This is a genomic window from Xylanimonas oleitrophica, from assembly GCF_003244315.1.
GTDB lineage: Bacteria > Actinomycetota > Actinomycetes > Actinomycetales > Cellulomonadaceae > Xylanimonas_A > Xylanimonas_A oleitrophica.
In genome coordinates this window covers 223037-249245 of record NZ_QKWH01000002.1, presented here as the reverse complement: position 1 = coordinate 249245, position 26209 = coordinate 223037, and the positions used below count along the sequence as shown (strand labels likewise).

General features: G+C 73.7%; 18 protein-coding genes and 1 tRNA gene. 4 read left to right on the top strand and 15 right to left on the bottom strand.

From position 1 onward, the window contains the following. Positions 1 to 116: 116 nt before the first annotated feature. The gene (locus tag DNL40_RS05020; RefSeq protein ID WP_281268426.1) at positions 117 to 2210 is read left to right on the top strand and encodes a catalase; all 2094 of its coding nucleotides are present in this window, start codon (positions 117 to 119) and stop codon (positions 2208 to 2210) included. A gap of 76 nt (positions 2211 to 2286) precedes the next feature. Here DNL40_RS05020 and DNL40_RS05015 read toward each other — a convergent pair whose 3' ends face one another. Beyond that, entirely contained in the window at positions 2287 to 5433 is a 3147-nt protein-coding gene (locus tag DNL40_RS05015) for an efflux RND transporter permease subunit (protein WP_111250272.1), read from the bottom strand. Between the two features lie 143 nt (positions 5434 to 5576). Then, positions 5577 to 6824 (bottom strand): MFS transporter, encoded by a 1248-nt coding sequence (locus tag DNL40_RS05010; RefSeq protein ID WP_111250130.1) that lies wholly within the window; start codon positions 6822 to 6824, stop codon positions 5577 to 5579. 196 nt (positions 6825 to 7020) lie between these two features. On the opposite strand from DNL40_RS05010, the gene DNL40_RS16695 reads away from it, so the two are divergent. Together DNL40_RS16695 and DNL40_RS16690 are read left to right on the top strand one after the other, a co-directional pair. Further along, a complete protein-coding gene (locus tag DNL40_RS16695) occupies positions 7021 to 7266 on the top strand; it encodes a hypothetical protein (RefSeq protein ID WP_245885669.1) in 246 nt (81 codons plus the stop codon). Positions 7267 to 7280: 14 nt separating this feature from the next. After that, entirely contained in the window at positions 7281 to 7940 is a 660-nt protein-coding gene (locus DNL40_RS16690; RefSeq protein WP_245885668.1) for a helix-turn-helix domain-containing protein, read from the top strand. A 3-nt stretch (positions 7941 to 7943) separates the two neighbouring features. Here DNL40_RS16690 and DNL40_RS05000 read toward each other — a convergent pair. The 11 genes from DNL40_RS05000 to DNL40_RS04950 all read right to left on the bottom strand — a co-directional run bounded on the left by DNL40_RS05000 (position 7944) and on the right by DNL40_RS04950 (position 20707). Continuing rightward, positions 7944 to 8017 (bottom strand) — tRNA-Leu (locus DNL40_RS05000). 209 nt (positions 8018 to 8226) lie between these two features. Continuing rightward, on the bottom strand, positions 8227 to 9717 hold the full coding sequence (locus DNL40_RS04995; RefSeq protein WP_111250128.1) for an NAD(P)/FAD-dependent oxidoreductase: 1491 nt from the start codon (positions 9715 to 9717) through the stop codon (positions 8227 to 8229). An 88-nt stretch (positions 9718 to 9805) separates the two neighbouring features. Continuing rightward, positions 9806 to 11098 carry a hypothetical protein gene (locus tag DNL40_RS04990; RefSeq protein WP_111250127.1) on the bottom strand — a complete coding sequence of 431 codons (1293 nt, stop codon included), beginning with the start codon at positions 11096 to 11098 and terminating at the stop codon, positions 9806 to 9808. Next, entirely contained in the window at positions 11098 to 11430 is a 333-nt protein-coding gene (locus tag DNL40_RS04985; RefSeq protein ID WP_111250126.1) for a PadR family transcriptional regulator, read from the bottom strand. The genes DNL40_RS04990 and DNL40_RS04985 overlap by 1 nt, the downstream gene beginning before the upstream one ends. A gap of 187 nt (positions 11431 to 11617) precedes the next feature. After that, complete coding sequence (locus DNL40_RS04980) at positions 11618 to 12559, bottom strand: Ppx/GppA phosphatase family protein (protein WP_111250271.1); 942 nt, start codon at positions 12557 to 12559, stop codon at positions 11618 to 11620. Positions 12560 to 12681: 122 nt separating this feature from the next. Further along, complete coding sequence (locus DNL40_RS04975) at positions 12682 to 13299, bottom strand: hypothetical protein (protein WP_146252021.1); 618 nt, start codon at positions 13297 to 13299, stop codon at positions 12682 to 12684. 3 nt (positions 13300 to 13302) lie between these two features. Further along, positions 13303 to 13812 (bottom strand): DUF501 domain-containing protein, encoded by a 510-nt coding sequence (locus DNL40_RS04970; protein ID WP_111250124.1) that lies wholly within the window; start codon positions 13810 to 13812, stop codon positions 13303 to 13305. Between the two features lie 42 nt (positions 13813 to 13854). Then, positions 13855 to 14445 (bottom strand): septum formation initiator family protein, encoded by a 591-nt coding sequence (locus DNL40_RS04965; RefSeq protein ID WP_111250123.1) that lies wholly within the window; start codon positions 14443 to 14445, stop codon positions 13855 to 13857. 437 nt (positions 14446 to 14882) lie between these two features. Beyond that, complete coding sequence (gene eno, locus DNL40_RS04960) at positions 14883 to 16163, bottom strand: phosphopyruvate hydratase (protein WP_111250122.1); 1281 nt, start codon at positions 16161 to 16163, stop codon at positions 14883 to 14885. Between the two features lie 436 nt (positions 16164 to 16599). Continuing rightward, on the bottom strand, positions 16600 to 20139 hold the full coding sequence (locus DNL40_RS04955) for an endo-1,4-beta-xylanase (protein ID WP_111250121.1): 3540 nt from the start codon (positions 20137 to 20139) through the stop codon (positions 16600 to 16602). A gap of 112 nt (positions 20140 to 20251) precedes the next feature. Next, on the bottom strand, positions 20252 to 20707 hold the full coding sequence (locus DNL40_RS04950; protein ID WP_111250120.1) for an FAD synthase family protein: 456 nt from the start codon (positions 20705 to 20707) through the stop codon (positions 20252 to 20254). 137 nt (positions 20708 to 20844) lie between these two features. Between DNL40_RS04950 and DNL40_RS04945 the strand changes: the two genes are divergently transcribed. Then, entirely contained in the window at positions 20845 to 21441 is a 597-nt protein-coding gene (locus DNL40_RS04945; RefSeq protein WP_111250119.1) for an arsenate reductase/protein-tyrosine-phosphatase family protein, read from the top strand. A 26-nt stretch (positions 21442 to 21467) separates the two neighbouring features. On the opposite strand, the gene mfd is transcribed toward DNL40_RS04945, so the two are convergent. Both mfd and DNL40_RS04935 read right to left on the bottom strand, forming a co-directional pair. Then, positions 21468 to 25073 (bottom strand): transcription-repair coupling factor, encoded by a 3606-nt coding sequence (gene mfd / locus DNL40_RS04940; RefSeq protein WP_111250118.1) that lies wholly within the window; start codon positions 25071 to 25073, stop codon positions 21468 to 21470. A 166-nt stretch (positions 25074 to 25239) separates the two neighbouring features. Further along, positions 25240 to 26163, bottom strand: coding sequence for a DUF4190 domain-containing protein (locus DNL40_RS04935; RefSeq protein ID WP_111250117.1), 924 nt, complete (start codon positions 26161 to 26163; stop codon positions 25240 to 25242). Between the last annotated feature and the right edge of the window lie 46 nt (positions 26164 to 26209).

The window sequence follows — 26209 nt, the reverse complement described above, 5'->3', positions numbered from 1 at the left end:
CCGCTTCCACCACCGGCGGTGCACGACCGCACCGCGCTGCGAGCGCGGTGCGGTCGTGCTCGGCTGGTGGCGGGCCTGAAGCAGCCCGGGCCCACCCGCCCGAGCAGGAGGCGACAGTGGCCGAGCAGACCCCACCGACCTACGACCCGCGCCACCCGTCCCCCGAGCACCCGCGCCGCGGGGAGGCCGGCTCGCGCCGGCTGACCACGGCCCAGGGGCTGCGGGTGGACGACACGGACCGCTCGCTGACCGCGGGCCCCCGCGGTCCGGTGCTCCTGGAGGACCACCACCTCCGCGAGAAGATCACGCACTTCGACCACGAGCGCATCCCCGAGCGTGTGGTCCACGCCCGCGGCTACGGGGCCCGGGGCACGTTCCGCGCCTACGGCAACGCCGCCTCCGTCACGAAGGCGGCGTTCCTCGCCACCGCCGACGAGGAGACGGAGGTGTTCGTCCGCTTCTCGACCGTCCTCGGTTCGCGCGGATCGGCCGACACGGTGCGCGACGTGCGCGGGTTCGCCACGAAGTTCTTCACGCGCGAGGGCGTGTTCGACCTGGTCGGCAACAACATGCCGGTGTTCTTCGTCCAGGACGCGATCAAGTTCCCGGACATCATCCACGCCGGCAAGCCGCACCCCCACCGGGAGATCCCCCAGGCGCAGACGGCCCACGACACGTTCTGGGACTTCGTCTCCCAGCACACCGAGTCGGCGCACATGGTGATGTGGGCGATGTCGGACAGGGCGATCCCCCGCAGCTACCGCACCATGGAGGGCTTCGGCGTCCACACCTTCCGCCTCGAGGCCGCGGACGGCACGACGTCGCTGGTCAAGCTCCACTGGAAGCCGCTGCTGGGCACCCACTCGCAGGTCTGGGAAGAGGCCCAGATCACGCAGGGCGCCGACCCGGACTTCCACCGCCGCGACCTGGCCGAGGCCATCGACTCCGGCGCCTTCCCCCAGTGGGAGCTGGGCCTGCAGGTCATGCCGGACACCCCGGACGAGACGTTCGAGGGGATCGACCTGCTCGACCCCACGAACATCGTCCCCGAGGAGCTGTGCCCGGTGCAGCGCGTGGGGCTGCTGACGCTGCACCAGAACCCGGACAACTACTTCGCCGAGACGGAGCAGGTCGCCTTCCACGTGGGCCACCTGGTGCCGGGCATCCACGTCACGAACGACCCGCTGATGCAGGGCCGCCTCTTCTCCTACCTCGACACCCAGCTCTCCCGGCTGGGCGGGCCGAACTTCGCGCAGCTCCCCGTGAACCGCCCGCGGGCCGAGGTGGACTCGAACCTGCGCGACGGCATGCACCAGACGGAGGTGCACACCGGTGTCGCGGTGTACAAGCCCAACGCCGTCGAGGACGACGAGCCGACCGCGTCGCCCGAGGACGGGTTCGTCACCCTGCCCACCCCCGTCTCCGGCGAGAAGGGGCGCCACCACCCCGTGTCGTTCCGCGACCACTTCACGCAGGCCCGGCTGTTCTGGGTCTCGATGTCGCCCGTGGAGCAGGCGCACATCGTCGAGGCGTACACGTTCGAGCTGGGCAAGTGCTTCTCCCAGGAGATCCGCACCCGGGAGCTGTCCGTGCTCGCGCGCATCGACACCGACCTCGCGGCGCGCGTGGCCGCCGGTCTGGGGGTCCCCGTGCCGCCGCCGCTGGAGAAGGAGGGCGTCACCGGGCCCGAGGAGGCCGAGCCCTCGCCTGCGCTGTCCCAGCTGCCCACCGAGCCGGGGCGCGTGGACGGGCGCGTCGTCGGGGTGCTCGTGGCCGACGGCGGGGACCTCTCCGTCGTGGAGCGCCTGCGCTCCGCGCTGGGCGACGACGGCGCGGTGGTCCGCGTGGTCGCCGCGCACGGTGGCGAGGTGACCTCGGCCGACACCGCCCTGACGGTGGAGCGCACCCTGCTCACCACCCGGTCGGTGGAGTACGACGCCGTCGTCGTGGCCGACGGCACGGCGGGGACGCCCGCGGGCGACGACGCCCGCACCGCCGTGCTGATCCAGGAGGCGTTCCGCCACGGCAAGCCGATCCTGGCGTCCGGCGACGGCGCCCAGGTGCTCGCCGCTGTCGGGCTGAACGGCCGGGAGCCGGGCGTGCACGTCGTCGAGCAGGCTGCCGACGTGCTCGGCCCGCTGCGCCAGGACCTGGCGATGCACCGCTCATGGGAGCGGCTGGCGGCCCTGGCGGGCGTGACCGGCCGCTGACGCCGACGCGCTCGCCGGGACGGCACCACCACGGGCGGTGCCGTCCCGGCGAGCGGTCAGGCGCGGTCAGGCGCGGTCAGGCGCCGGCGGGCGCTCCGGCCGCCTCCCCGTCGACCACGGGCGCCGGACGCCGTCGGGCCCCCCGGCGCTCCTTGCTGCGCTCGACGAGCACGTAGATGGCCGGCACCACGTAGAGCGTCAGCAGCGTCGAGGAGAGCAGGCCGCCGATCACCACGAGGGCGAGCGGTCGGCTGATGAACGACCCGCCACCCGTGACGCCCAGGGCCATCGGCGTCAGGGCGAAGATCGTCGCCGCCGCCGTCATGACGATGGGACGCAGGCGCTTGCGCGCCCCCTCGGCCACGGCGTCGTCGAGCGTGCGGCCCCGCTCCCGGTACTGGTTGATGAGGTCGATGAGCACGATGGCGTTCGAGACCACGATGCCGACCAGCATCAGCACGCCGATGAGGGCGGGCACGCCCAGCGGCGTCCCGGTGACGAGCAGCGCCAGCAGAGCGCCCGTGGCGGCGAACGGCACCGAGACCATGAGGATCAGCGGCTGCACCAGCGAGCGGAAGGTGCCCACCATGACCACGTAGACGATCGCGATCGCCGCCAGCAGCGCCAGGCCCAGGTCGGCGAACGCCTCTGCCTGGTCGGCTGCGACGCCGCCCACGGTGACGTCGGCGCCGGCCGGCAGCTCGAGCCCGTCGACGGCGGTGGTCAGCGCCGTCGTGAGGGAGCCGAGGTCCTGGCCGGCGGGCGTGACCGCCACGGTGGCCGAGCGGCGCCCGTCGGCGCGGGTAACCGACGCCGGGGAGTCCACCACCTCGACGGTGGCCACCTGGACCAGCGGCACGGGACCGGCCGGGCCGGGCAGGGCCACCTGCTCGAGGTCGGCGACCGTCTGCGGTGCGGCGTCGGCGGCCACGACCACGTCGACCGGTCCGTCGCCGAGGTCGACCTGACCCAGGGTGCGGTCGGTGGCGGTGCCGACGACGATGCCGTTGACCTGGGTCTCCGTCAGCCCGGCTGCGGCGGCCGCCGCCCGGTCGACCGTGACCCGCACGGTCTCCTGCGCGGCGGCGAGGTTGCTGGTCACCTCGGCCACGCCGTCGACGTCCCGGGCGGCGTCGGCCACCTGCTCCGCCGCGGCGGCGAGGGCGTCGCCGTCGGGCGCGGTGACCACGAGGTCCACGGTGGAGGACCCGAAGCCGGAGTCGCCGCCGCTGACCTCGATGTCGCCCGGGACGCCGGCCGCGGCCAGCGCGTCGCGGACGGCGGCGCGCGTCTCCTCGCCGTCGACGTCGCCCCCGAGGGTCACCGCGAAGGTGGCACGGTTCGCCCCGCCACCGCCGAACATGGCTGCCATGGGGTCGCCGCCGTTGCCGACGGTGGACTGGACCGTCTCGACGCCGGGCACGCCGGCCAGGACGTCCTCGACGTCGCGCGCGCCGGCGTCCTGCGTCTCGAGCGCGGTGCCCGCCTCGAAGGTCTGGGTCACGTTGAGGGTGTTCTGGCCGGAGTCGCCGATGAAGCTGGTCTCCATGCGCGGGACGAGCACCCCCGTCCCGGCCAGGACGACGACGGCGACGCCCACCACGGCCCACGGACGGCGCAGCGAGGCAGCCAGCGAGGGCACGTAGGCGCGCTGCCACAGGCCGCGGCGCTCCTTGGCCTCGGCGGCCTCGCGCAGGGCGGCGCCGTCCTCGGCCGAGGCGACCTGCGGGCTGCGCAGGAACCAGTAGGCCAGCACCGGCACCACCATGAGGGCCACGACCAGCGAGGACAGCATGGCGATGGCGATGGTCATGGCGAACGGGCGGAACAGCTCGCCGACCATGCCGGTGACGAACCCGATGGGGGCGAACACGGCCACGGTGCAGACGGTCGAGGAGGTGATAGCGCCACCGACCTCGCGCACGGCGGTGAGGATGGCGCTGCGCTTGTCCTCGCCGTACGACTGGTGCCGCTTGATGTTCTCGATGACGACGATCGAGTCGTCGACCACGCGCCCGATGGCGATGGTCATGGCGCCGAGCGTCAGGATGTTGAGCGTGTAGCCGGTGAGGTTCATGACCACGAACGTCACGGCGAGCGACAGCGGGATCGAGATCGCGGACACGAGCGTCGAGGGGATCGACGCGAGGAAGAGCAGGATCACCACGACGGCGAAGATCAGGCCGAGCCCGCCCTCGGTGGCGAGCCCGTGGATCGACTCCTCGATGAAGGGGGCCTGGTCGAAGACGACCGCCGTGCGCACGCCGGCGGCGTCCAGCGCCGGCTGCAGCTCGTCGAGGGCGTCGGCGACGGCGTGCGACACCTCGACGGTGTTGCCCTGGGGGGTCTTGGTGATGGCGACTCCGAGCGAGGGCTCGCCGTCGAGGCGGGAGTACGACGTCGGGTCTGCGGGCCCGGCGGTGACCTCGGCGACGTCACCGAGGGTGACGGGGGCGGAGCCGGGCGCGGCGGCGGGAGAGACGAGCGGCAGGGCGCGCAGCTCGTCGACGCTGGCGAGCGGGGCGCCCACCTGGACGCTGAGCTCCTTGTCGCCGTCGGTGACGGTGCCGGCCGGCAGCACCACGCCGTTGTCCTCGAGGAGGCTGCCCAGGTCGGTGACGCTCAGGCCGGCCCCGGCGAGGGCCGCGTGGTCCGGGTCGATGACGACCTGCTGCTCGGCCACGCCGGAGACGCTGACCGAGCGGACGTCGGCCACCTCCTGCAGGCGCGGCACCACGGTGTCCTGGACGAACGCGGCCAGGGCGGCGCCGTCGGCCCCGCCCTCCGTGCGGGAGACGGCGAGCTGGACCACGGGCAGGTCGTCGACGGACCCGGTGACGACCTGCGGGTCGACGTCCTGCGGCAGGCTGCGGCGCGCGTCGTCCACGGCGCCGCGCAGCTGGGCCGCGGCGGCGTCCATGTCGGTGCCGTAGGTCAGCTCGACGGTGGTGACCGACATCGAGGTGGACGAGGTGGAGCGGACCGCCTCGACGCCCTCGACACCCCGGACGGCCTCCTCGAGCGGTTCGCTCACCTGGTCGGCGACGACGTCGGGGGCGGCCCCGGGATAGACGGCGACGACGGCCGCCTGCGGGATCTGCAGCGACGGGATGAGCTCCTGCTTGAGGGAGCCGAGGCTGACGAGGCCCAGGAGGAACACGGCGACCGTCGTCAGCGCCACCACGGCGCGGTTGGCCAGGGAAAGCCGGGCGAGTTGGGACACGAGCACTCCAGTCGTGGCGGAGGTGCACACGACGGCGCTGTCGTGGACGGGCGGTGAGGACGCTACGTGAACGGTGCCGGGTCCGGCACGGTTCCCGGCTCCGTCGCCCGGGGCATGTGACCCACGCCACTGTGGGGCCCGCCCTACAGCTCGGCCATGACCCCCTCCGGAGCCCCCTCCACCGCCCGGACCCGCGCGCCCGCCCCGGCGGGCGCCCGGTGCCACAGGTGCCGCTCCCCCAGCGGTGCCGCGACCCGGTGCCCCAGGAAGAGGAAGGTCAGCACGCCCACGGTCAGGACTGCAGCCCCCACCCAGAACGGCGAGGCGAGGCTCACGTGCTCGGCCAGCAGGCCCGAGACCACCGGGGCGGGCGCGGCGAAGCCCCAGCGCACCAGGTTGAACGACCCGGTGGTGACCCGCCGCTCCGGGTCCCCCACGGCCAGCGCCAGGTCGGTCACGTTGGCGTTCATGACCCCCATGCACAGCCCGGACACCACGATCACGACGACGGAGAACCAGGTGGCGGGCGAGAGCGCCATGCCCACGAGGGTGGCGAGCAGCACGATCATCGCCAGCCCCACGGTCTGCACGGCGCCCAGGCGGTGGGCCGCGCGGTGCCCGACGACGAGGATGCCCACGGCGAGGCCGACGCCCCAGCCGGTGAAGACCAGTCCGAGCGGCACGACGTCGAGGCCCAGCGCCACCGGGGCGAAGCCCAGGACGGTGAAGAACACGAAGTTGTACGTGGCGACGATCACCGACAGGATCCGGAAGGCCGGCCGGCGGAACGGCGTGAAGGCACGGGCGAACGTGAGAGGCGCCGGCGGCTCGGCCGGGTCCTTGAGGCGCGTGACCGAGAGCACCAGGGCGCCGATCATGAAGATGCCGCAGGCGAAGAACGGCACGCGCCACGAGATCTGGCCGAGGAGGCCGCCCAGCAGAGGGCCGAGCGCGAATCCCAGGCCGAGGCAGGTCTCGTAGAGCTCCACGACCCACTCGCGGTCGCTGGCCAGCGAGATGAGCAGCACCATCGCGGTGACGAAGAACATGGCGTTGCCCAGGCCCCACAGCCCGCGCAGCGCGGCGAGCGCGCCGATCGACCCGACGAGCGACGCGCTGATGGCGGCCACGGCCACGAGCCCGACGCCGGCGGCGAGGATCTTCTTGTACCCGAAACGCCCCGTGGCCACCGTGACGGGGATCATGAAGATCGCCATGACGGCGATGTAGGCGGTGAACAGCAGCTCGATCTGCCAGGTGGTGGCGCCGATCTCCTCCCCGATCGCGGGAAGGATGGGGTCCACGACAGCGATGCCGGCGATGGCGAAGAAGGCGGTCAGGGCGGTCGCGTAGATCGCTGTCCGGTGGGGTTCGTGGCGCGTGCTGGGCAACGGGGAGCGCTCCTTCGGGAGGGGTGGGGTCGGCTTCCACGCTACGCCCTTTTGGTTGCCCAAGGCAATTACCTTCCCTGTATGGATGGTTGCCAAGAACTGATTGCAAATAAACGCTTGCAAAGAGATCTTTGCGCTCGTACGCTGGTGCCGTCCCCAGCACCACCTCCGCCTGAGGAGAAGATCCGGAGCAACGATGAACGCCCACGCAGTCGCCCTGTACCCCACCCGCAGCACCACCCGTACCGAGCTGCACGGCCTCGACCGCGCGCTCGTCCTCGCCGGCCAGGCACTGGCCGAGGCCGGCCGCCGCCGCGCCGCAGCACGCGCCGAGCGCGCGGCCCGCGCCCTGGCCTCCGGCGCCCGCGACACCTACCGCGACGCTGCCCTCGAGCGCCGCCGCGACAACGCCGCCCAGGTTCACCCGCTCACCCTCCGCTGACGTACGGTCAGCACGTGAGCACCTCGCCGAGCGACGACGCAGTGGCCCCCTCCCCCGACGCCCTGGTGCCGGCTCCCGGGAACGCTCAGGAGCCGGCCGCGGTCGGACCGGCCGCCCTCAAGGCGCTGGCCCACCCGCTGCGGGTACGGATCCTGGACCTGCTCGGCACCCACCAGACCCTGACCGCGAGCGGTCTCGCCCAGCTCGTCGGCGAGTCCAGCGGCGCCACCAGCTATCACCTGCGCCAGCTCGAGAAGCACGGCTTCGTCCGCGAGGTCGAGGGCAAGGGCACCGCGCGGGAGCGCTGGTGGGAACGGGTCCCCGGCGGCTTCGCCATCTCCGGCGACGTGGCCACCGACGCCGGGACGGCCATGGCCGCCGACCTCGTCAACCTCGAGTTCGAGCGCGCCCGCCAGGAGAAGCTCGTGGCGTTCCTGCGCTGGGCCGGCAAGCAGGACGACGAGGCGCGCGAGCGCTGGCGCCACTCCACCACCCTCGCGACGCTCAACCTCCACGCGACGCCCGAGGAGCTCGAGCGCGTGATCGACGCCTGGCAACGGTTCGAGGAGGAGCACATCGCCCCGCTGCTCGGCCGGCGTGACGTGCCCGGCGCCGTGGCGACCCAGATCCACTTCAACGCGTTCCCCGTGGTGGGCCCGGACAACGACGCGTGACAGTGCCCCCGCCCGGGTTCGAACCGGGACTCGGCCGGGTTTAAGCCGGCTGCCTCTGCCAGTTGGGCTACGGGGGCTCGACGCTCGCGCGGGGCGAGCCGGGCTCGCACCCGCACGGGCACGACACCGTCGGGCACCGACGCTACCTCTCCCCCGCGGTCAGTCCCGGGAGGAACGACGACGGCCCGGACCACGAAGGTCCGGGCCGTCGTCGTGCGTGACCGCCGTCAGAGCCCGTCAGAGCCCCTCAGGGCTCGTCAGGGCTCGTCAGGCCGGACGCCGCAGGTCAGCGCTTGGCGACTGCCTCGGCCGGGGCGCCCTCGTCCTTGCCGCCCTCGGCGGCCGTCGCCGCGGAGGACTCGGCCTTCTGCTCGACCTTCTCGCCCGGAGCCTTCGGCGGCACGGCCGCCTTGCGGAACTCGTCGCGCGGGTCGTGCACCGAGCCCAGCGAGATGACCTCGCGGCCCATGAGGAACTGGCCGATCCAGCCGATGAGGATGCGGATCTTCCGGTTGCCGGTGGGCATCGCCATGACGTGGTAGCCACGGTGGGCCAGCCACGCGAGCGGGCCACGCAGCTTCACGAAGCCGAACAGCTCGGCCACGCCCTTGTACAGGCCGAGCGAGGCGACCACACCGACGCTCTTGTGCTTGTACTCGACCGGGGCCTCGCCCTTGGTCTGCGCCACGATGTTGTCGGCCAGACGGGTGGCCTCACGGATCGCGTGCTGCGCGTTCGGCGGGCAGAACTTGCCCGGGTTGAGGACGTCCGGCACCGCGGCGCAGTCACCGGCGGCCCAGGCGTCGGGCACCACGGTGCCGTCCTCGTCGGCCACCTGGAGGGTGGGCAGCACGGTGACGCGGCCGATCTTGTCGACCGGCAGGTCCGAGGCCTCCTTGAGGACCGGGTTCGCCTTGACGCCGGCCGTCCACACGATCGTGTCGGAGTCGAACTCCACACCCGTCGAGGTCACGACGTGGCCGTCGACGCACGAGCTGAGGAACGTGTTGAGGTGGAACTCGATGCCGCGCTTCTTCATCTCCTCCATGGCCCACAGGCCCATGGGCTCGGAGACCTCGGGCAGGATGCGGCCCGAGCCCTCGATCATGACGAAGCGCAGGTCCTCGGCGTCGATCGTGGGGTAGTTGCGCGTGGCGTAGCGCGCCATGTCCTCGATCTCGGCGATGGCCTCCACACCGGCGAACCCGCCGCCGATGAACGTGAAGGTCAGCATCCGCTTGCGCAGGTCGGCGTCCCACGTGGACGAGGCGACGTCCATGCGGTTGAGCACGTGGTTGCGGACCGCGATGGCCTCCTCCACGTTCTTGAAGCCGATCGCCGTCTCGGCCAGGCCCGGGATGGGCAGCGTGCGGGAGACGGAGCCGAGGCCGACCACGAGCTGGTCGTAGGAGACCTCGTAGTCCTCGCCCTCCTCGGGGCGGATGGCGACGCGCTTCTCGCCGTGCTTGATCTCCACGACGCGACCCTGGAGCACGTCGATGCCCTTGAGGGCGCGGCGGTGCGGCGCGACGACGTCACGGGCGTCGATCGAGCCGGCACCCGCCTCGGGCAGGAACGGCGCGTACGTCATGTAGGGGCGAGGGTCGACGACGACGATCGCCGCCTCGCTCTTCTTGAGCTTCTTGCGCAGGCGGCGCGCCACGTAGAGGCCGACGGACCCGCCGCCGAGCACCACGATGCGGGGCACCTTGCGCGGACGCGGCGTCGCAGCCGCCTCCTGGGCAGGGGTGACCGAGGTCAGGTCGTTCTGAGGCATGGCCTCAGTCTACGACCGTGCGGGGGGCCCGCAGGCGCGCGTCTCGCACATCACACTCGATGGCGCCCACGGACCCCGTCCCCGCAGGTCAGGGCGCCGCGACGGCCGTCGGCGCGACAGGGCCGGGAGCGGCCGGGACGCCGGACTGCTCCGTCGTCGCACCGTCGCCGGCCGGCTCCGAGGGCGCCGGGGACTGCACCTCGCCCTCGGCGGCCGGATCCTGCGGGCCGTGCGGCTCTTGCGGGTCGGCCCCGGCGGAGCGCTCGGACGGCGCGATGGCCGTGGGCGCCTTGAGGAACGGCCACGGCGTCGGCTGCGGGCGGGCACCGACGGTGGGGCGCAGGCCGTCGCCCGCCTCGTCGTAGGTCATGTCGCGCTCGCCGAACGCCCGGAGCGGGTAGACGTTCCAGCGCTCGCGCCCGTCGGTGGCCTCGGCGGGACGGAAGTACCAGGGCTCCTCGACGTCCGGGACGTGCCACGTCTCTTCCTCGCGGCCGGTGGGGACCGTCCGCACAGGGCGTCCCCGGTCGTCGAAGACCTGGACGTCGCGCAGCGGGTCACCGTTCGCGTCGTAGACGAAGAGGTTGGACACCTGCATCCCGTCGACCCAGACCCCGTCGTCCGCACCGGCGGCCGCGCCACCGTAACCGACCTGGCGAGACTCGTAGCCGTCCTGCCACCCTCGGTCGTAGGAGCCCGCCGTCACGGCGTGCTCGCCCTGCGCGACCTGGGCGCGCGTCGCGGACCACAGGGGCAGCACGAGCACAGCGGCGGCGACCGTCGTAGCGGTCACGAGCCGCGGCGACCAGCGCCACGGCATCCACCGACCACGTCCCCACTGCACGCTCACCACCGCGCCGGCGACCATCAGCACGAGCTGGTCGGTGCGCGTCGGCACGGCGACGAAGTCGCTCCACCCGTTGACGAAGTAGGCCGCCAGCGCGCCCAGCACCCAGCCGCGCACCACCCACCACACGGGCCGGAGCTCGCCGAGCGCTTCCCGGAACGACGCCCACGCCGGCGTGGAAGTCAGCGGCGCCCAGGCGCGCGACCAGGCGTCGCGGACCTTGCGGCCACGGGCGGCGGCCCGGGCGCGCAGCCCGATGCGGGTGCGGGGGGCGGCCTGCGGCAGGCCTGCGGCAGCGCGCAGCTCGGCGGCGTACCGCTCGGCCGGCCCGAAGACCTTCACCAGGTCCAGGACGACGTCGTCGTCGGTGCCGCCTGCGGCCGTCGGCATCCGGTCGGCGACCGCCTCGGCGAGGTCGGCCTCGAGCCCGCCGGCGAGGTCGTCGACGACGTCCGGCCCCAGGTCCGCCAGGTGCAGCCGCACCGCCTGGGCATAGCCGCGCACGTGGGCGTCGAGCGTCGTTCCGCTGGTCATCACGCTGCCTCGTTCCTGGTCCCGAGCAGGCTGCCGAGGGTCCCGGCGAACTCCTGCCACTCCTTGCGCTGGGTCGCGAGCATCTGCCGCCCGTGCGGGGTGATGCCGTAGTACTTGCGGTGCGGGCCCTCCTCGGAGGGCTGGACGTAGCTGGTCAGCGCGCCCGCGCTGTAGAGGCGCCGCAGCGTCCCGTACACCGAGGCGTCGCCCACGTCGTGCAGCCCCTGCGCGCGCAGCCTCCGCACGACGTCGTAGCCGTAGCCGTCCTCGCTCTCGACGACGGCGAGCACCGCGGCGTCCAGCACTCCCTTGAGCAGCTGGGTCGTGTCCATGAGTCCTCCCGGTCTCGCTTGCGCTCCGGACGCTACTACGCAGAGCACACTAGTGCGCAAGAGGCACGCCGGAATGCAGGGGGATCCCGATCAGGCGCCGCCTCGCATCCCGCCGGCCAGCCGACCAGCCGCCCGGCCGGGCGGCCGGGTGACCGCCGAGGCGGGCGGTCGCGCGACCGAGCCGCCCTCAGACCGACAGCGCGATGCCGTCCAGGATGTCGTGCTCGCTGGTCACCACACCGGTCAGCTCGCCCCCGGCCGCCGCGACCTCGTCGCGCACCCGACGCACCACCTGGGACCACACCAGCGCACCCGCGCCGATGACGTCAGCACGCCCCGGCTGCATGAACCCCAGCGCCAGGCGCTCCTCGCGCGTCATCGCCAGCAGCCGGTCGCACGCGGCGAGCACGTCGTCGACCGCCAGCACCGCGCCGTCCACCCGTGAGCGGTCGTACTCCCGCAGCCCCAGGGCGTAGGCGGTGATCGTGGTGACCGAGCCGGCCAGGCCCACGAGCGTCGTGGCGCGCCCCAGCGGCACGACGGCGGAAGCCTCGTCCAGAGCCGCGCGCACGTCCGCCCGGGCCGCCTCGACCTCCGCCTGCGTCGGCGGGTCGGACGGCAGGTGCCGCTCCGTCATGCGCACCGAGCCCACGTCCATCGAGAACGCCGCCTGCGGCGCCGACTCCCCCAGCACCAGCTCCGTCGAGCCACCACCCAGGTCGGCCACCAGGTACGGCCCCGGGTGCGACACGGCCACCGCCCCGGTGGCACCACGGAACGACAGCGCAGCTTCCTCGTCCCCCGAGACCACCTCGGGCTCCACGCCCAGCGCCGCCCGGACGCCGTCGGCGAACACCTGGCGGTTGCGGGCGTCCCGCGTGGCCGAGGTGGCCACGAACCGCACCTTCTCCGCGCCCGTCTCGCGCACCACCCGCGCGTACTCGCGCGTGGCGGCGAACGTGCGCTCCAGCGCCTCCGGGGCCAGCTCCCCCGTCCGGTCCACACCCTGGCCCAGGCGCACGATCGTGGTGCGCCGCTCCACCTCCGTCAGCGTGCCGTCCGCCGCGACGTCGGCCACCAGCAGGCGGATCGAGTTGGTGCCGCAGTCCACGGCGGCGACGCGGCGCACGCCACGGGCGGGGTCGGAGGCAGGCAGCGACGAGCTCTCGGGCACGGGGTGGATCACGCGGACCACCTTCTCACCCGGGCGGGGCCCGCCGCGCGCGAACACGCGTGACGCACCCCGCAGCGCTACCCGGTCCCGGGCCGCGCGCCCGCACCCCTCCGGGCGTCGCGCACCGTCACGTCCTCGAACTCGAGCACCGTGCCGTCAGCCAGCGTCAGCCGGACCCCCACCTCGTCGCCCGGCTCCACACCAGCCGGTTCGAACGATGCCGAGAACCCGACCGTGCCCCCGCCGGACGTCGTGCGCTCGTCCACGTCCGCAGGCCACGGCTCGTGCTCGGCACCACCGACCAGCAGCGTCACCTCAGGAGCCTGCACCGTGACCCGCCCGGAGCCGCCCGGAGCGGTGACCGTGAGCGACACGACCACCACCCGGCTGCTCCCGACCCGCACGAACGGAGCCCCGTACACCTCGCCCGTCGGGGCCAGCACGTCGGTCAGCGCAGGGAGCACGGCGTCACCTGCCGCCGTCACCGTGGGGTTCGGCGTGCTCTCGACCCGGCTGCTGCGCTCCTCCTGCCGCGCCTCGATCGCCGCGCGCCGCTGGTCGACGCCGCTCGAGAACCACAGGAACAGGACGACGGCGAGCACAGCCATCAGCGCGTACGCGGCTGCCCTGCCGCGGCGCACCACCCCTGGACGCTCCCGCGACGACGCACCGTCGGGCAGGTTCGGTCCGCTCACGGGTCAGCAGGTGCAGCGGTCGCGGCGCCACGTCGGCGCGGCCAGCGCCAGCGCCTCCTCCCCCAGCGGGTTGACCCCGGGGCGGGCGAGGGCGTGCGCCATCAGCACGTGCAGGCACTTGACGCGCGTGGGCATGCCGCCCGCCGAGATGCCGTCGATCTCGTCCACGTGCCCCAGCTCCTCCCGGTCCGCGAGGTACGACTCGTGGGCCGCCGCGTACGCCGCCGCCAGCTCCTCGTCCTCCCCCAGACGCTCGGTCATCGTCTTCATCACGCCGTTCGCCTCGAGGGTCGACGCCGCGGCCACCGCACCGGGATGGGTCAGGTAGTACGTCGTCGGGAACGGCGTGCCGTCAGGCAGGCGAGGAACCGTGCGAGCCACCAGCGGGCGGCCGCACACGCAGCGTGCGGCGATGCCGGCCACGCCGCGCGGCTCGCGGCCGAGCTGCTCGGCCAGCACGTCGAGGTCGGCGGGGGTGGCGACGGTCGGGTCGGCGGGGACGGGATGGGTCACGTCGCCATTGTCCCCGATCCGGCCGAGGCCTGGGGCCGCGCCTCAGCCGCCGGGCGTCACCGCCGGCTCGCCATCCGCGGGCGCGTCCCCGGCAGGGGGCTCGCCAGAACCCTCACCGGCAGGGGCACCCTCGCCCTGGCCTGCACCGTCGTGGCCCGCCTCGTCCGGCGGCCCGTCCGCCACCTGCAGCGACTCCCACAGGGTCGTGTACCACGGCTGGCCCGGGCCGCCCTGCGTCCCCACGACGCCTGCCTCGACCGGCCTGCCCGTCACCGGGTCGACGTCGTCCACCAGCTCCTCGCCGCCGATCGTGCGCCACACCCGGTCCCCCGGCATGACGAACTGCAGCTTCTGCCGCGCCTGGCTCTCGACGAACGCGTCGTCCTCCCACCGCTGCAGCTCACGATCCAGCCGCGCGGCCTCCGCCTGGTGCTGCTCCAGGTCGCTGCGCAACCGGTTGAGCTCCATCGACTGCTGCAGCGCGGCCCGTGCCGTCGGCACCAGCAGCACCACCGCGATCAGGAGCACCACCGCCAGCACCAGCAGGCGCACCGTGAGCACCTCGGGCAGGACGAGGCCATGCCGGCCCCGGCGCCGCTCGTCGCGCGCGGGGCCGGCCGGGCGGTTGAGCATGGCGCGCGCCCCCGTGCCCCGCGCCGAGGCGGGGACAGAGCCGTTCGCCGTCGTCCGCGCACCGCGGGAGGAGCCCGGGCGGCCCGACGACGAGGCGGGGCGCCCGCTCGACGACGACGCTGAGCGCCCGCCGGCCCCCGCTGCCGAGCGCCCGCTCGAGGCAGCCCCGCGGGGCGCCGGGCGGGAGGCCGGGCGGCGCGCAGGCGGCGTGGAGGGGCGACGGGCGGGCACGGTCACGATTGTGCCGACCGCGGGCGCCCGCGCCCGGCACCGGCGTCGGCGCGCCGGGCGGTCTGAGCGGTCCCGGCACGAAACCTTCACGTGGGCCCCGCGCGCACCGCGGCCGGCTGCCGAACCCGGGAGCGAGCGGAGACGACGGCGGGCCGCCCGGCGGATCTCTCCGCCGGACGGCCCGTCGTGGTGCGGCGCGGGTGCGCTCAGCCCTGGAAGCGCGGGAAGGCGCTCCGGCCGGCGTACACGCCGGCCTCGTCGAGGGCCTCCTCGATGCGCAGGAGCTGGTTGTACTTGTTGATGCGCTCGCCGCGGGCCGGGGCGCCGGTCTTGATCTGGCCGGCGTTGGTGGCCACCGACAGGTCGGCGATCGTGGTGTCCTCGGTCTCGCCCGAGCGGTGCGACGTCATGGTGGTGAAGCCGTTGCGCTGGGCCAGGGTGACGGCGTCGAGCGTCTCGGTGAGCGTGCCGATCTGGTTGAGCTTGACCAGCAGCGAGTTCGCGGCCTTGGTCTCGATGCCCTTGGCCAGGCGCTCGGGGTTGGTGACGAACAGGTCGTCGCCCACGATCTGCACCTTGCCGCCCACCTTCGCGACGAGCTGCGACCAGGAGTCCCACTCGTCCTCGGACAGCGGGTCCTCGATGGAGACCAGCGGGTAGTCCGCCACGAGCTGCTCGTAGAAGGCGATCATCTCGTCGGGCGTCTTGCTGCCGCCCTCGAACTGGTACGCGCCGTCCTTGAAGAACTCGGTCGAGGCGACGTCGAGCGCGAGCGCCACGTCGGTGCCCGGCGTGAAGCCGGCCTTCTCGATCGCCGAGACGATCAGGTCGAGCGCGGCACGGTTGCTCGGCAGGTTCGGGGCGAAGCCGCCCTCGTCGCCGAGGCCGGTGGCCAGGCCCTGGGCCTTGAGCACCGACTTGAGCGAGTGGTAGACCTCGGCGCCGGTGCGCAGGGCCTCGCGGAAGGTCGTGGCGCCGATGGGGGCGACCATGAACTCCTGGATGTCGACGTTGGAGTCCGCGTGGGAGCCGCCGTTGAGGATGTTCATCATCGGCACGGGCAGCACGTGGGCGTTCGGGCCGCCCACGTAGCGGTACAGGTCCAGGCCGGCCGACTTGGCGGCGGCCTTCGCGACGGCGAGCGAGACGCCGAGGATGGCGTTGGCGCCCAGCTTGCCCTTGTTGGGCGTGCCGTCGAGCTCGATGAGCGTCTGGTCGATGAGGCGCTGCTCCTCGGCGTCGTAGCCGATGAGCTCGGGGGCGATGTCGTCGATGACGTGGTTGACGGCCTGCTCCACGCCCTTGCCGAGGTAACGGCCCTTGTCGCCGTCACGCAGCTCGACGGCCTCGAAGGCGCCGGTCGAGGCGCCGGACGGGACGCCCGCCCGCGCGAACGTGCCGTCGTCCAGGACGATCTCGACCTCGACGGTGGGGTTGCCGCGCGAGTCGAGGATCTCGCGTGCGCCAACGGCTTCGATGCTAGCCACGGGTGCTCCTTGTCGATGTGCCTTGTGGTCGTACGTCAGCGTAGTTGCCCCGCGGGGGTGCGGCGCGCCCTCCTGAGGGCCGGACGGCGATGACCACCTTGTGGTCAGACCTTATCGCCCCTCCGCGCCGCGCAGCGACGCCCCCCGCACAGCGCGACGCGGCAGGCGGAGACCGTGCTCTCCAGGAACACCTCAGCGCGACACAGACGTCCTCGCAGGTCGGGCTTCTAGCGTCGCCACCACCACACGATCGCCGGGCCGCGCGCCCCGTACCCGCCCCCAGGAGCCCCGATGTTCCTCACCTCCCAGCGGCGGCTGCGGATCGCCGGCGGGCGGGTGGAGGAGGCCGCCTGAGCTCCTGAGGCCCCCGACGGACGTCGGGGCTGGTGGTCCCTCAGGCCCAGAGCGCCACCAGCCCCGACGTCACGAGAGGGCGTCAGTACGCCCCGAGGTCCTCCCACGGTCCCCAGCGGTCGCCCGGCACCTGGTTGCGGGTCCACCACTTGGCCTTCCACAGGTGGCCCTCGTGGGCCACCGTCTGGCCGCCGGTGTAGACCCACGACGGCGTCCACGACCGGACGGCGCCGCGCGGCGTCGTCACCTCCTCGCCGAGCTGCATCCACGAGCCCCACGGGCTCGCACCGGGCACCTCGCCCAGCACCCACCACTGCGCCTCGTAGACGGACCCGCCGTGCAGCACGCGGTCACCGGCGACGTAGACGGTGCCACGCTCCCACTCCGGGTGCGCGGGCTGCTCCGGCTCCTGCGGCCCCTCGGGCGCCGCCACCAGGTGGCCGACACCCCAGCGGGCCGTGGACTGGTACCCCGTGCCCGTCGGCTCGGCCCACGTGCGCACCGAGTACCGGGCCCCGTCGCGGCCGTCGTTGACCTGGAAGTCCAGCCCCTGGAAGGTGTCCAGACCGCCGAACGGCACGTCGCTCTGCCCGCCCGACTGGCCGCGCAGGTCCACCGCCAGCTCGACCACGTAACCCGTGTCCGTGCGGGCGGTGGCGCTGGTCAGCCGCGCCGCCTGCCGGGCCACGTCCCCCGTGCCGAACGAGCGCACGTTGTCCGCGCTGATGCGCATCTGCGCGTCGTTGGGCCCGAACCCGCCGGCCTTGGCGTTGCCGAGGTCCAGGAACAGCTCCACGGAGTCCTGGTTCCACGGGTCGCCGGAGGACACGTCGATCACCGGGTCGGTGACCTCGAACAGCACGTACAGCGTGTGCTCCCCCTCCCACAGGGTGCGCACCTCGGCGCTCGCGCCGTCCGCCGCGCCCTCGACCGTCTTGCCGGTGGTCACCACCTGGGCGTCGGCCCACACGTCGTCCACCACGCCGTCCACGGCCGGGGCGGCAGCCGCCTGGACCACCTCGAGCGTCGACAGCTCCTCGAGGTACGTCAGCGTGCCGGTCTCGCCAGGGCTGTTCCACGCCCCGACCACCGAGCCGCCAGCCAGCACCCGGACGTCGAGCTGGCGCTCGTCGCCCACCGCCGGACCCTCGTGCGGCACGTGCAGCACGGCCCTCCAGCCGCCCGCGCCCCCCGCGGCGTCCAGCACCAGGCCCGGCACGTCGCCCGAGCCGTCGCGCGCGAGCCGGTACGTCTCGCCGTCGTACTCCACCTCGACCACGTCCGACGACGGCGAGGCCACCGTCACCAGCAGCGTCAGGTGGTCGTCCGACCACCGGGGCACGAAGCTCCCGGCGCTCTCCGTCAGCGCCTGCGCCGGCAGGTTGCGCCACTCGACGGCGTCCGCCGCCGCCGCCGGCTCCAGCGCCACGTCACCGGCGAACACGTTCGCGCCCGTGACCAGCGGCGGCACGCCCTCGTCGAGCCCCGCCGCCCCGTAGTAGGCGTACTTGGCCTGCAGCGCGCCGTCGAACAGCAGCGGCGCCTGCGTGGACCGCCACGAGCGGTTGTCGGTCAGGCCCCACACGGTCACCGAGTACATGTCCCCGGTCCGGGCGTGGAAGTCCCGGAACACGTCGAACGCGTCACGGTAGTAGTGCCCCTGGGCCACCAGGTTCGCCTCCGTCACCGGCGTGCCCACCGTGACGTCCAGCTCCGTGACCGCCTGCACCACCGGCAGGTCCGCGAACCGGTCGAGCGCCACCGTCAGCGACGAGACCGGCGTCGTCAGGCTCACGTGGAACTGGTGCCCCACGCCGTCCACCGGCACGCCCGCCGCCAGCAGGCGCTCCACCAGGGCCCGGTACCTGTCCTGCTTGGCACCCTGCTCGGTGTTGTAGTCGTTGATGAACAGCGCCACCGGGCGGTCCGTGCCCTCGGCCGCGTAGACCTCGTTGAACGCCTCGTCCGCGTAGCGGAACGCGAGGTGGATGTACTCCTCGCCGAGGATCGAGTACCAGGCGCTGCGGCGCAGACCGTCACCCGGCTCGTTCGCGTCGCTCACCACCTCGTTGACCACGTCCCAGGCCACGAGCGGGTTGGTGTCCGAGCCGTAGGGCCCGTAGTCCTCCGCGATGCTGCGGGCCACGTCGAAAACGTGCGTGCGCAGACGCTCACGCATGAACGCCTTGTCGGCCTCCGAGGAGGTCAGGGCCGTGCCGTCCTCCCGCTCGAAGAACCACTCAGGGCTCTGGCTGTGCCACACCAGCACGTGCCCGTACAGGCGCAGGTCGTTCGCCTGGGCGTAGTCGAGCAGCGCGGTCGCCTCCGCGTGCCGCTGGAAGCGCTGCTGGGCGTCGTACCAGGCCTCCACCTTCATGTGGTTCTCGCCCGTGACCTGCCCGAAGTGCCGCAGCAGCAGCTCCGACGCCGCACCGCTGGTCTCCCGACTGTCGATCGCCACGCCCAGCGGGAAGTCCACCGTGTCGCGCAGCGGCACCAGGTCCTGCACCACCGGCGGCGCCGGCACCTCGACCCGCACCTCGTCCAGCAGGAAGGTCGAGACGTTGCCCGCCTCGCCCGAGGCCCACCGCGTCTCGACGTACAGCTCGGCCGCCGTGTCGAAGCCCGGCACCGTGAACTCGCCCGCCACCTGCGTCCAACCGGTACCCACGCCGGTGAGCTGCAGCAGGTTCGAGAACGTCTCGGTGCCGCCCGTCACCGTGCGCGAGGAGAGCGTCAGGTCACCGGGCTCCTGCCCGTCGGCGAACCGCAGCCACGCGCTGAACCGGTACGTGACACCCGGCTCCACCCGGTCCGTGACGTCGATCTGCGGCCCGTCGCCCTGGTTGTCGCGGCCAGAGACCTGCAGCGCGTGCGCCGTGCCGGCAGCCCCACCCTCGACGACGGCCACCTCGGTGCCCGGCTCGCGCGTCTCGCGCGCCGTCCAGCCCTGCGCCGTACCGTCCTCGAAGTCCGTGTCCACGACGACGTCGCCGGGCGTGCCACCACCGCCCGGGCCACCCGGCGCGCCGGTCAGCGTCACCACGACGTCGTCCACGAGCACCTCGTAGGGCCCCTCGCGGTCCTCCGTGCCCAGGTAGACCTGGAGCTCGGCCGGGTCGACGGCGTCGGCGGCCGGTGCTGTCCACGTGCCGCTCACGGTGGTCCAGGCGTCGGCCGTCACGGCCGTGTCACCGATCCACGTGTACTGCGGCTTGGCCACGAACCGCACCCCGGCGCTGCCCTCGACGCCCGCACCCAGGCGGGCCCGCATCGTGAAGCTGTACGTCGCCCCCGCCTCGTAGATCCCGGCGGGCGACTGGATGCCCTCGTAGTCGGCCGCGCGCGTGATCGACAGCACCTGGCCGTCGTCGGCCCCGTCGGGGCTCTCCACCACCGCGAGCGTGGCCCCGCCGCTCGGCGTCCACGCCCCCGTGGTGCCGTCCTCGAAGTCCACGGCGCTCACCACCGTCTCGGCCGCCGTGGCTGCCGACGCCGTCGTGGCGGCGGCCGCGCCGCTCGCCGTGAGCACGGCCGTCGCCACCCCGGCGACCGCCCTGCGCCATCCCCCGACCCGGCGTACCCCGCCGTGTCGCACCTCGTGCACTGCGTCCATCGTCATCGCTCCCTCGCGACGTCGGTGGGCTCGTCCCCACGTGCCCGCGGGCGCGCCGTCGCACCCGTGGGGCCGAGGTTACGGGGACGGGTGAATTCCGGCAACGGTTGAACGAATGTCAGTCCCCGCCGACGACGGCAGCCGGGTCGGCACGGCCGCCGCCCTCCAGCGCGGCCAGCGCGCGGCGCAGCACGGTCGACGACGTGTGCACCGTGTAGGGGAAGTAGACGACCCGCACCCCCACCTGGGCGAACCGGCGCTCGAGGTCCAGGCCCCGGGCCGTGCCCTTCCAGTCGTCGCCCTTGAAGAACACGTCGAACGGGCGCTGCCCCCACGTGGCCAGCTTGTCCGGCTGGTGCTCCACGAACACCTCGTCCACGAACCGCACGTGCCGCACGATCTCGGCCCGCTCCGTCACAGGGACCACGGGCCGGTGGCCCTTGGTGACCTCCAGGGTGTCGTCGTCCACCACCCCGGCGACCAGGTAGTCGCAGTGCGCGCGGGCGTGGCGCAGCACGTTGAGGTGACCCACGTGGAACAGGTCCCAGGCACCCGCTGCGTATCCGACCACCATGACGGCACGCTAGGCACCGGTCTCCGGCGGGCTGTAGGGGTCTGCGGGGGTGAACTTGCGGGATCACCCGGGTGAGGCCGCTCCCGCCCCGGCCGCCGGCCGCATCCTGGGGACGTCCCCGGGGTCAGGAGGTGGGCATGGCAGCGCCCGCGTCGGTCCTGTTCGTGTGCACGGGCAACGTGTGCCGCTCCCCCGCGGCAGAGCTCCTCCTGCGCGACCTCCTGCTCCGGCGCGGCGCCGACGACGTCGCGGTGTCCAGCGCGGGCACCCACGCCCTCGTGGGCGCGGGCGTCGCCGGGCCCACCGCCACCCTGCTGCGGCAGCTCGGGGTGGACGCCTCGGGCTTCCGCGCCCGGCAGCTGCGGCCCCAGGACGTCGGTGCCGCAGACCTCGTGGTCACGATGACGCGCGAGCAGCGTGCCGCCGTCGTGCGGGCCGAGCCACGGGCCGTGCGGCGCACGTTCACCCTGCTGGAGCTCGCCACCCTCGTCCAGGCGGACGTGGAGCCCGGGAGCAGGGGCGGGCCCGCCCGAGGGCCGGCCCCCACCACCGGCTGGGCGCAGCTCCCCGCCGTCGCCACGGCGAACCGAGGCCTGTGCCTGGGCCGCCTCGACGACGTCGACGTCACCGACCCCTACCGGCGGCCCGAGCGGGTCCACCGGCAGGTGCTCGCCACCGTCGCGGCCGCCGTCGAGACCGTCGCCCGCGCCGTGCCGCCGGCCGGCTCCCGCTGACCGCCGCGCACCCGCGGCAGACCCCGTCAGCGGGAGGTGCCCACGCCCGCCGCGGCGCTCACGTCTCCCAGCACCACGGCGTCGATGAGCTGCCGCGCCCAGGTCAGCACCTCGGCACCGCGCAGCGGCCGCCCGCCGATGCGGGCCGTCGTCGGGAACGGCACCAGGAACGCCCGGATCGCCGGCTTGAGGATCGTCCCCGGGTACAGCCGCTTGAGGCGCAGCTGTGCCGACTCGGGCAGGTCCACCGGCGCGAACCGCACGAACTTGCCCTGCGCGGTGACGTCGGTCAGGCCCGCGCGGCGCACGTGGTTGCGGAAGTCGGCGACGTCGAACAGGGCAGAGGCGACCTCGGGCAGCGCCCCGTACCGGTCCACCAGCTCGGCCCGCACCTCCGCGAGCGCCGGGGCGTCCGCGGCCGCCGCGATCTTCTTGTACGCCTCCAGCCGCAACCGTTCGGTGGCGATGTACGACTCCGGCAGGTGGGCGTCCACGGGCAGCTCGATGGTGACCTCGGGCTGCTCCTCCTGCCCGTCCCCGCGGTAGGCGGCCACGGCCTCGCCGACCATGCGCACGTACAGGTCGAAGCCGACGCCCGCGATGTGCCCGGACTGCTCGCCACCGAGCAGGTTGCCGGCGCCGCGGATCTCGAGGTCCTTCATCGCGATCTGCATGCCCGCGCCCAGGTCGGTGTGGGCCGCCATCGTGGCGAGGCGGTCGTGCGCCGTCTCGGTCAGCGGCCGCTCCGGCGGGTACAGGAAGTAGGCGTACGCGCGCTCGCGCCCGCGGCCCACCCGCCCGCGCAGCTGGTGGAGCTGGGAGAGCCCGAGCATGTCGGCGCGCTCGAGGATGAGCGTGTTGGCGTTGGAGATGTCGATGCCGGTCTCGATGATCGTGGTGCAGACCAGGACGTCGAGCTCCTTCTCCCAGAAGGCGCGGATGATCTGGTCGAGCTGCGTCTCGGTCATCTTGCCGTGGGCCACGCCCACCCGGGCCTCGGGCACCAGCTCGCGCAGCCGCTGCGCCGTCTTGTCGATCGAGTCCACCTTGTTGTGGACGTAGAACACCTGCCCCTCGCGCAGCAGCTCGCGGCGCACGGCGGCGGCGATCTGCTTCTCCTCGTAGGCGCCCACGTAGGTGAGCACGGGGTGGCGCTCCTCCGGCGGGGTCTGCAGCGTGGACATCTCCCGGATGCCGGTCACCGCCATCTCCAGCGTGCGCGGGATCGGGGTGGCCGACATCGCCAGCACGTCCACGTTGGTGCGCAGCTGCTTGAGCGTCTCCTTGTGCTCGACGCCGAAACGCTGCTCTTCGTCGATGATCACCAGCCCCAGGTCCTTGAAGCGGATCGAGCCGGTGATGAGGCGGTGGGTGCCGATGACGACGTCGACCGTGCCGTCCTTGATGCCCTCGATCGTCTCGGCCGACTCCTTCTCCGACTGGAAGCGGCTCAGAGCCGCGACCTTCACCGGGAACCCGGCGTACCGCTCGGAGAACGTCTCGAAGTGCTGCTGCACCAGCAGGGTCGTGGGCACCAGCACCGCCACCTGCTTGCCGTCCTGGACCGCCTTGAACGCGGCACGGATGGCGATCTCCGTCTTGCCGTAGCCGACGTCGCCGCACACCAGCCGGTCCATCGGCACCGGCTTCTCCATGTCGGCCTTGACCTCGTCGATCGTGGAGAGCTGGTCCGGCGTCTCCACGTAGGCGAACGCGTCCTCCAGCTCGCGCTGCCACGGGGTGTCCGGGCCGAACGCGTGCCCCTGGGTGGCCATGCGCGCGCTGTAGAGGCGGATGAGCTCGCCCGCGATCTGCTTGACGTGCTTGCGGGCCTTGGCCTTGGTGTTCTTCCAGTCCGCCCCGCCCATCTTGGACAGGCTGGGCGCCTCGCCACCCACGTACTTGGTGACCTGGTCGAGCTGGTCTGTGGGCACGAACAGGCGGTCGCCCGGCTGGCCGCGCTTGCTGCTGGCGTACTCCAGCACGAGGTACTCGCGGGTGGCGGCGTTGGCCCCGGCCCCCAGGGTGCGCTGCACCATCTCGACGAACCGGCCCACGCCGTGCTGCTCGTGCACCACGTAGTCGCCGGCGCGCAGCTGCAGCGGGTCGACGACGTTGCGCCGGCGGCTGGGCAGCCGTCGCATGTCCCGGGTGGTGGTGCCCTGGCGCCCCGTGAGGTCCGACTCGGAGAAGACGGCCAGGCGCAGGTCCGGGGCCACGAAGCCCTTGCCCACGAGCGCCGGGGTGACGAGCACGACGCCGCCCTCGGGCTCCTCGTCCAGCCGTGCCACGAGCCGGGCCGCGGTGTCGGCGGCCATGAGCTGCTCGACCATGCGCTTGGCCGGCCCGGGGCCCTCCGTGGTCAGGACGAGGCGCCAGCCGTCCTTCTGCAGCCGGCGCACGTCGTCCAGCGCACGCTGCAGGTCGCCGCGGTAGGACTCGACCTCGCGCGCGTTCACCGTGTAGGTGGTGTCAGGACCAGCTCCCGCCGAACCGTGCGCCGCCTCTGACGCCTCGGCCTCGGGGTCGAGCCCGAACGCCGAGAGGGTCCACCAGCCCAGGCCGCGCCGCGCCGCGATCTCGCGCACCTCGGCGAACGTCGCGAACGACGCCGCCGACAGGTCGATCGGGGCCTGGCCGCCCGCCACCGCCCCCGTCCAGGCCGCGGCGAGGAACTCCTCCGTCGTCGCCACCAGGTCGTGGGCGCGACGGCGCACCCGCTCCGGCTCGTCGACCACCAGCAGCGCGTCGTCCGGCACCAGGTCCAGCACCGGCACCATGCGGTCCACCAGCACCGGGGCGAGCGACTCCATGCCCTCGACGGCGACGCCCGCGGCGAGCCGGTCGAGCATGTCGACGGCGCCGGGCAGCTGCTCGGTCAGCGCCCGGGCCCGCTCGCGCACCTGCTCCGTCAGCAGGATCTCCCGGCACGGCGGGGCCCACAGGCCCTGCTCGGCGATCTCGAGCGAGCGCTGGTCGGCCACGGAGAACCAGCGGACCTCGCTGACCTCGTCGCCCCAGAACTCGATGCGCAGCGGGTGGTCCTCCGTGGGCGGGAAGACGTCGAGGATGCCGCCCCGCACCGCGAACTCGCCGCGCCGCTCCACCATGTCCACCCGGCTGTAGGCCGCGCCCACCAGGCGCTCCGCCACGTCCGTCAGGTCGGCCGTGTCACCGGTGTGCAGCGACACCGGCTCGAGCTCCCCGAGCCCGTCGACCACCGGCTGCAGCAGGGCGCGCACCGGCATGACGAGCACCCGCACGGGGCCTGCCTGCCCACGCTCCGGCGTCGGGTGCGCCAGGCGACGGAAGACCGCGATGCGGCGGGCGACCGTGTCGGCGCGCGGCGAGAGCCGCTCGTGCGGCAGCGTCTCCCAGCTCGGCAGCACCGCGACGTCGTCGGCCTGCTCGTCCGGCAGGTACGCGCGCACGCTCGCCGCCAGCTCGTCCGCCTGCCGGCCCGTGGCGGTGACCACCACGAGCGGGCGGCGGCGCGCCGCCTCCACGAGCAGCGGGGCGCGCACGCCCTGCGGGCCGACGACGTCGACGAAGCCGCGCGCCCGCACGTCCTCCAGCGCGGCGGCAGCACCAGGGTCGGCGAGCAGGGCGGGGACGATGCCGGTGAGGTTCACGAGTTCTCCGGAGGTCGAGCGTGCCGAGACCGCCGCCGGCACCGCCCGGGCGCACGACGACGGGCCCGCTTCTCGCCGTCCAGGGGGCCGGGCAGGCCGTGGGCGGGGTGGCGGGCTTCGTCGTCAAGACTACGCCGCGCCGCCGACGTGGGCGGCGCGGCGGGCGTCAGCCGCGCAGCTCGGGCGGCAGCTGCTGGAGGATCTCCGGCGGCAGCTGCTCGAGCGTGCCGGGGGGAAGCTGCTCGAGGGTGCCCGGGGACAGCTGGTCGAGCGCGCCCGGCGGCAGCTGGTCGAGGATGTCGGCGGGCACGCCGCCGGGGTAGGCCTCCTCCAGCCGCTGGGCCACGCCGTCGGGCAGCTGGTCCACCAGGCCCTGCGGCACCTGGTCGGGCCGCATGCTGTCAGGCATCCGCTCCCACAGCTGGCCGCACGCCGCCGGGTCTCCCGACTGGCACTCGCCCGCCAGGGTGCGCAGCGTGCCGGCGTCGGCCGCGGCCCCCGCCAGGTCCCGCAGCTCCTGGAACGAGAACCCGGTCACGAGGTCCCGGATCGCACCGAGGTCCCCGCCGGAGGCGCGGTCGAGCTGCTGGGACAGCTCGCCCGCACGGGAGGAGAACTGCGAGGCGTCATCCAGCCCGCGGCGCACCTGGTCGCCGTAGCTGTTCCACAGCCACCACCCGGCCAGCACCACGAGGGTGGTGACGATCACCTCGAGGACGCCGAGCGTCATCCCGGCCCGCGCCATCCCGCGCCCGCGGGTGCCGCGACGGCGCGTGCGCTCGGCACCGATCCCGCCCAGCACGATGGCCAGCACGCCCACCAGGGGCACGACGAGACCCACGAGACCGGCAAGGAGGGCAGCGACCGAGGGGCCGTCCGTGCCCGAGGCCCGGCGCTGGTGCGAGGCCGGGTGCGGCGGCACGGGGCCACCCTGGCCGCCACCGTGACCGCCGTAGCCCTCATACCCGTCGTAGCCCTGCTGGTAGCCGCCCTGCTGGTACCCCGCCGGGTCGTGGACCGCGCCGCGCCCGTAGCCGGCGGGCATCGTCTGCGTCGGCGGCACGGGGCCCTGGGGGTACGGGTGGCTCATCGGGGTGCTCCTCGGTCGGTGTCAGCGCCAGACGGTAGCAACGCCG

What these genes read in the sequence shown, in the direction of transcription:
- DNL40_RS16695 (WP_245885669.1), top strand. Translation starts at nt 7,021, where the DNA reads ATGAACGCCCACGCAGTCGCCCTGTACCCCACCCGCAGCACCACCCGT.
- DNL40_RS04995 (WP_111250128.1), bottom strand. Translation starts at nt 9,717, where the DNA reads ATGCCTCAGAACGACCTGACCTCGGTCACCCCTGCCCAGGAGGCGGCT.
- DNL40_RS04990 (WP_111250127.1), bottom strand. Translation starts at nt 11,098, where the DNA reads ATGACCAGCGGAACGACGCTCGACGCCCACGTGCGCGGCTATGCCCAG.
- DNL40_RS04985 (WP_111250126.1), bottom strand. Translation starts at nt 11,430, where the DNA reads ATGGACACGACCCAGCTGCTCAAGGGAGTGCTGGACGCCGCGGTGCTC.
- DNL40_RS04965 (WP_111250123.1), bottom strand. Translation starts at nt 14,445, where the DNA reads ATGCTCAACCGCCCGGCCGGCCCCGCGCGCGACGAGCGGCGCCGGGGC.
- DNL40_RS04955 (WP_111250121.1), bottom strand. Translation starts at nt 20,139, where the DNA reads ATGACGATGGACGCAGTGCACGAGGTGCGACACGGCGGGGTACGCCGG.
- DNL40_RS04950 (WP_111250120.1), bottom strand. Translation starts at nt 20,707, where the DNA reads ATGGTGGTCGGATACGCAGCGGGTGCCTGGGACCTGTTCCACGTGGGT.
- DNL40_RS04945 (WP_111250119.1), top strand. Translation starts at nt 20,845, where the DNA reads ATGGCAGCGCCCGCGTCGGTCCTGTTCGTGTGCACGGGCAACGTGTGC.
- DNL40_RS04935 (WP_111250117.1), bottom strand. Translation starts at nt 26,163, where the DNA reads ATGAGCCACCCGTACCCCCAGGGCCCCGTGCCGCCGACGCAGACGATG.